4 protein-coding genes are annotated in these 5,363 nt (G+C 43.7%); all 4 read right to left on the bottom strand.

Going from position 1 to position 5,363, the window contains the following annotated elements; genetic code table 11:
- Window positions 1–124 precede the first annotated feature (124 nt).
- Window positions 125–1,078 (bottom strand): porin, encoded by a 954-nt coding sequence (locus L1D50_RS21290; protein ID WP_128725337.1) that lies wholly within the window; start codon window positions 1,076–1,078, stop codon window positions 125–127.
- A 529-nt stretch (window positions 1,079–1,607) separates the two neighbouring features.
- Window positions 1,608–2,672 carry a class II fructose-bisphosphate aldolase gene (gene fba, locus L1D50_RS21285; RefSeq protein WP_239966761.1) on the bottom strand — a complete coding sequence of 355 codons (1,065 nt, stop codon included), beginning with the start codon at window positions 2,670–2,672 and terminating at the stop codon, window positions 1,608–1,610.
- 198 nt (window positions 2,673–2,870) lie between these two features.
- Complete coding sequence (locus L1D50_RS21280; RefSeq protein ID WP_010378747.1) at window positions 2,871–4,049, bottom strand: phosphoglycerate kinase; 1,179 nt, start codon at window positions 4,047–4,049, stop codon at window positions 2,871–2,873.
- Between the two features lie 127 nt (window positions 4,050–4,176).
- Complete coding sequence (gene epd / locus L1D50_RS21275) at window positions 4,177–5,187, bottom strand: erythrose-4-phosphate dehydrogenase (RefSeq protein WP_010607557.1); 1,011 nt, start codon at window positions 5,185–5,187, stop codon at window positions 4,177–4,179.
- Window positions 5,188–5,363 lie beyond the last annotated feature (176 nt).

The raw sequence follows: 5,363 nt of genomic DNA, 5'->3' as shown, positions 1-5,363 counted from the left end.
CGTTTATCTTAAAATAGTGTTTTCGAAATATGGACTACGACCTCCGAGTCGCACTACAAAAGCTACGCTGCAATTCACCGCAAAATCAGTATGCTTTTTGTAAATAGGCATACGTCTTTGTAAATTAAAAGTCATATCTCAATGTGACCGCCATCGTGTTATGATCTTCGTTGTTATCCAATGAAAATTTTGAATACCAAAGATACATACGAGCTTGTTTACTCAAACTTTTTTCCACACCTACTGAAGCTGCATTGCCAGAGTCTTTCAGCTTACCGGCAGCCCCATCCGAGTCTTGATACTGGGCAAGTAAGGTATATGACTCAATCTGGTAAGCAGCGCTCACCATGAAACTATCTACTTCCTCATCGCTATCTATCGCTTCATTCTGTTGATACATACCACCGAGCTTAAAGTCCCCCAGCTTTCCTTGTACCGTCACGCGATTAATATCTTGCCCAGCGACTTTATTGTCATGGGCAACAGCAACATATACATTGGTTTTTTTGAGTTTGCTATCACCGTAACTTGCCGACAAAGATAGTCCATCTTCGCCGTTTTGCTTGCTGTTGTCTTCGGCAATGTAACTCACCGTAAATTGTAAATGATTAATAGCCGGAGTCGTATATTGCACAGTGTCACCAAGGCGATTTTCACCAACAAAGAACGAATTAATATCACCAGAAAAGTCATTCATTAAGTCCACTTTACCTTGCGACTTTTTCATCGGTGTATCATCACGGCCGATCAGGAGCTGACCATAACTCCCTTTAACCCCAAGATACTGAGAGCGAGCTGTAAGGTTATCACCTGACTTACCATCTTTGTCTTGATCTGTGATCTCGACTTGGAATTCATATTTATAAAAGACCTCAAGCCCGTCCTGCAGCTTTGTCGACCCCTTTAACCCCATACGAGAGTTATAGCTTTCAATTGAAGTATCGCTGTCACCATCTTTATCAGAATTTTGCACCCCGACATGAGCTCTACCGTATAGAGATACAGCTTCGTTTGCATAACTACAAACACTCACAGAGCAAAGGCTTAGGGCAACAAATGGTAGGTATTTCATTTTCATCTTTGATCACCTTGGATAGTATTTGGGCGCAGTACAACAAGGTTTGAGATGCTGAGGCCAGACAGAGAGGCCGTAGCGAACAGATCTCGTATTTTTAAAGTTAGACACTTTTAGCTGGAGATCAAGGAACGAACTTCGGGATCAGTATTTTATTAACTGATAGGGATCATCTATAATCAGGATCAGATTTTTACTAACAAGATCGACCCAGAGATCATTTTCTTACTAACTAATTGCAGCTCAATGTCGGATCGGGTTGGTATAAGAATGATCTAAGAGAGGCTAACTTATTGATCTGATGTTTTGAAATATGTCTACTTAGTCAAACAATGATCTTTGTTAGTAAAGATCTGATCCCTATTTACCTCGCTAGTAAAATGGCGATCTAAGTATATTTTCACCTTGCGAGCCCTATTGAACATTGGCTTCCAATCAAGGACCAGATACAAAAAAGCCTCTATTTCAGAGGCTTTTTGAAGTATCAAAGTGCAGTGCACAATTTTACTTAGTCAAATTTTGATCCGGTAAGTTATTTCACTTTAGGATCTAACTCACCTGTTAGATATCTCAAGTGCATATCATCAAGTGAAATTGGTTTGATCTTAGCAGCTTGGCCTGCTGTACCGAACGCTTCATAACGCGCAACACAGATCTCAGTCATTGCTTTCGTTGCTTCCACTAAGAATTTGCGTGGATCGAAATTGCTTGGGTTTTGCGCAAGGTGGCGACGAATCGCACCTGTTGATGCTAAACGCAGATCGGTATCGATATTGACTTTACGAACACCGAATTTAATACCTTCAACAATTTGCTCAACCGGTACACCGTAAGTCTCAGGGATTTCGCCACCAAATTCATTGATGATTGCTAACCAGTCCTGCGGCACTGAAGACGAACCATGCATTACTAAGTGAGTATCAGGAATACGAGCGTGGATTTCTTTGATGCGGTTAATTGCTAAGATATCGCCCGTTGGTGGACGAGTAAACTTATAAGCACCGTGTGATGTACCACATGCAATAGCAAGCGCATCTACATTGGTTTTCTTGACGAAATCTGCTGCTTCTTCCGGATCTGTCAGTAGCTGATCTTCTGTTAATTTACCTTCAGCGCCAATACCGTCCTCTTCACCAGCTTCACCGGTTTCTAGAGAACCAAGCACACCTAGCTCACCCTCAACAGACACGCCACAGGCGTGCGCCATTTCAACAGTACGACGAGTAACGTCCACATTATACTCGTAGCTTGAAGGCGTTTTACCGTCTTCCATTAGAGAGCCGTCCATCATGACTGATGAGAAACCAAGTTGAATAGAGCGCTGACATACAGCAGGTGAAGTACCATGATCTTGGTGCATTACAACTGGAATATGAGGCCATTCTTCTACAGCCGCTAAAATCATGTGGCGAATAAATGGTGCACCAGCATATTTGCGTGCACCAGCAGAGCCTTGCACGATAACCGGACTATTTGTCTTGTCCGCAGCTTCCATGATCGCACGCATTTGCTCTTGGTTATTCACGTTAAATGCCGGAACGCCATAACCATGCTCAGCTGCATGATCGAGAAGTTGACGCATACTGATTAAAGCCATATTGCTTTTCTCCAATTGTTGATAGCCACCGCTATCGGTTTGAACGGATAATATGTTTACACCAGCCTACACTGATGAGGTTAACCACTTTATTTATTGGCTAACCGGACGCTACGCGTCGTCAAGCAAACATCAAGTATGTGAGAGAGTGATGTTTACCTGATATTAAGAGGCAGCTTAACGCTACCTCAATCAATTTTAGTCTCTAGCTCGCTGCTCAAGCATAGCGACCGCAGGAAGTGTTTTGCCTTCTAAGAATTCAAGGAAAGCACCACCACCTGTAGAAATATAAGAGATATCTTGCTCAACACCATACTTGTCGATAGCAGCTAACGTATCGCCACCACCAGCAATTGAGAATGCTGACGACTTAGCGATGGCATTGGCAATCGCTTCAGTACCATTACCAAATTGGTCAAATTCAAATACGCCCACAGGGCCATTCCAAACCACAGTGCCAGCACTCGCAATGATCTCTGCAAGTTGAGTTGCAGTATCAGGACCGATGTCGAAGATCATGTCTTCGTCTGACACTTCGCTTACATCTTTAATCGTCGCAACTGCAGATTCTGAAAACTCATTACCTACAACCACATCAGTCGGAACAGGAATATCTCCGTCATTCGCTCTGGCAGCAGCCACTAGCTTGTTCGCTTCAGGGATCAAATCCGCTTCGTACAGCGACTTACCAACAGGGTTACCCGCTGCAGCAATGAAGGTATTAGCAATACCGCCACCAGTCACGAGTTGGTCAACAACCTTAGACAATGAATCAAGCACGGTTAGTTTAGTTGATACTTTAGAGCCGCCAACGATGGCCACCAAAGGACGAGCTGGGTTATCTAGTGCTTTACCAAGCGCGTCGAGTTCAGCTGCAAGCAATGGACCTGCACATGCCACCTCTGCGTACAAGCCAACACCATGTGTTGAAGCCTGTGCGCGGTGCGCAGTACCAAAGGCATCCATCACGTAGACATCACAAAGCGCTGCCAGTTTTTTCGCGAGTACTTCATCGTCTTTCTTCTCGCCAACGTTAAAACGCACGTTTTCGAATACGATAACTTCATTGTCTTGTACATCCACGCCGTCTAGATAGTCAGTCACTAAACGTACATCTTGAGATAACGCATCATTAAGATAATCCACAACCGGCTGCATGGAGTATTGTGCATCATATTCTCCCTCGGTTGGACGACCAAGGTGAGACATCACCATCACTTTAGCACCTTTTTCTAGCGCTAATTTGATACTAGGTAGTGCAGCACGGATCCGCGCGTCCGACGCGACTTTGCCATCTTTAATTGGCACATTTAGGTCTTCGCGGATCAACACACGCTTGCCGTTTAAATCTAAATCCGCCATCTTAATGACTGACATTGGACATCTCCTTAAAGAACGATACATTTTGTTATCTACAAGGCAGCAATCGTTTGCTACCTCGGTTTGAATTATTGTTTTAATTTTGTGCAGACAATTTGATTATAACAGCGTCTGAAACAAATGATTAGCCACGCATCATCACGCAAGCGGTATCAAGCATACGATTAGCAAAACCCCACTCGTTATCACACCAAACTAGCAGCTTAACTAAGCGCTTGTGACTCACTCGAGTTTGCGTACCATCGATAATACAAGAATGTGGATCGTGATTAAAATCAACCGACACTAGCGGCTCTTCAGTGTAGCTCAGTACCCCTTCTAAACGACCACCAGCGGCCTGTTTTAGAACCGAGTTTACCGCATCAATTGTGACATTTTCATTGAGCGTCACACTCAGATCCATCGCCGTAACATTGATTGTTGGCACCCGTACCGCGATCGCCTCAAAACGACCTTGGAACTTAGGTAAAATACGCTCAATACCGCGAGCAAGCTTAGTATCAACAGGGATGATGGATTGGCTTGCCGCGCGCGTGCGCCGTAAATCACTGTGATAAGCATCAATCACTTGTTGATCATGCATAGAAGCGTGAATAGTCGTAATAGCGCCAGACTCAACACCAAACTTATCGTCTAGCACTTTAATTACCGGAACAATACAGTTCGTTGTGCATGAGCCGTTAGACACAATTGTGTGCTCAGGTAACAGTATCTCTTCGTTGATACCAAAGATCACCGTCGCATCAACATCAGCATCCGCGGGATGTGAAAATAATACTTTCTTTGCCCCTGCCTGAATATGCGCAAGTGCGTGCTGACGAGAATGATAGACGCCTGTGCAATCAAGCACCACATCAACATCTAGCGCGCGCCAAGGCAGGTGACTTGGATCCGGCTCTGAAAATAACTGGATCTTATCCTCAGCTACTTCCAAAAAAGATTCTGTTAACGAAACTGGAAAAGCAAAACGCCCATGTGAGGTATCGTATTTTAGAAGATGCGCGATCCCTTTAGGATCCGCCAACTCATTGATGGCTACAATTTGTATTTCGTGGTGACGACCCGACTCATAGAGTGCTCTTACGATATTACGCCCTATTCGACCAAAGCCATTAATTGCAAGCTTGATTGTCATTAAATTGAAAATCCATGAAGTCGCAAGTACGAAAGTTCCCCTTCGTTTTGATGGCGCTATTGTAATCGACCTGAATGAAATGTGTAAGGGGCTAGGGAAATTTTTTAATGCTAATTGCATTTAATTAAATAAGCTAATTTAACGTGGGAAAATTTCTTGATAATCAGACAAAAAAC

It is taken from the genome of Pseudoalteromonas sp. Isolate6 (genome assembly GCF_022398435.1).
Classification (GTDB): domain Bacteria; phylum Pseudomonadota; class Gammaproteobacteria; order Enterobacterales; family Alteromonadaceae; genus Pseudoalteromonas; species Pseudoalteromonas galatheae.
Note: the sequence above shows the minus strand (reverse complement) of the source record. Positions and strands in the feature narration are given on the sequence as shown.

Coding starts and splice junctions, on each gene's coding strand:
- L1D50_RS21290 (WP_128725337.1), bottom strand. CDS start 1,078: ATGAAAATGAAATACCTACCATTTGTTGCCCTAAGCCTTTGCTCTGTG.
- fba (WP_239966761.1), bottom strand. CDS start 2,672: ATGGCTTTAATCAGTATGCGTCAACTTCTCGATCATGCAGCTGAGCAT.
- L1D50_RS21280 (WP_010378747.1), bottom strand. CDS start 4,049: ATGTCAGTCATTAAGATGGCGGATTTAGATTTAAACGGCAAGCGTGTG.
- epd (WP_010607557.1), bottom strand. CDS start 5,187: ATGACAATCAAGCTTGCAATTAATGGCTTTGGTCGAATAGGGCGTAAT.